1 protein-coding gene is annotated in these 235 nt (G+C 80.9%); it reads left to right on the top strand.

What is annotated here, in order from left to right; translation table 11 throughout:
* Window positions 1-27: 27 nt before the first annotated feature.
* On the top strand, window positions 28-235 hold a 208-nt coding region (locus QWY28_RS23880), incomplete at its 3' end, for a hypothetical protein (protein WP_300955385.1).

Here is a 235-nt window from a genome sequence, read left to right as displayed (position 1 = left end):
GCTTGACGTCCGCCTAGCCTCGGCGGCATGTCCCCCCGGCTGCCGCTGCTGCCTGCCCTCGTGGTGGCGCTCCTGCTCGCGCTCCTGCCCGCCGCGCCGGCCGGCTCCTCCCCTGCGGGCCCGGCCGCCGCGCCGGCGGCCGGCGACAACCCGCTCGCGGGCGGGACCTGGGGCGTCTACCGGGGCGGCGCGGAGATGGCGTGGGCACCGTACGAGCGCGCGACCGGCCGCAAGC

The sequence above is a fragment of the Nocardioides oceani genome (genome assembly GCF_030412965.1).
GTDB classification, from domain to species: Bacteria; Actinomycetota; Actinomycetes; order Propionibacteriales; family Nocardioidaceae; genus Nocardioides; species Nocardioides oceani.
The sequence above is the reverse complement of the archived record's forward strand: the minus strand, read 5'-3'. Positions and strand labels throughout refer to the sequence as shown.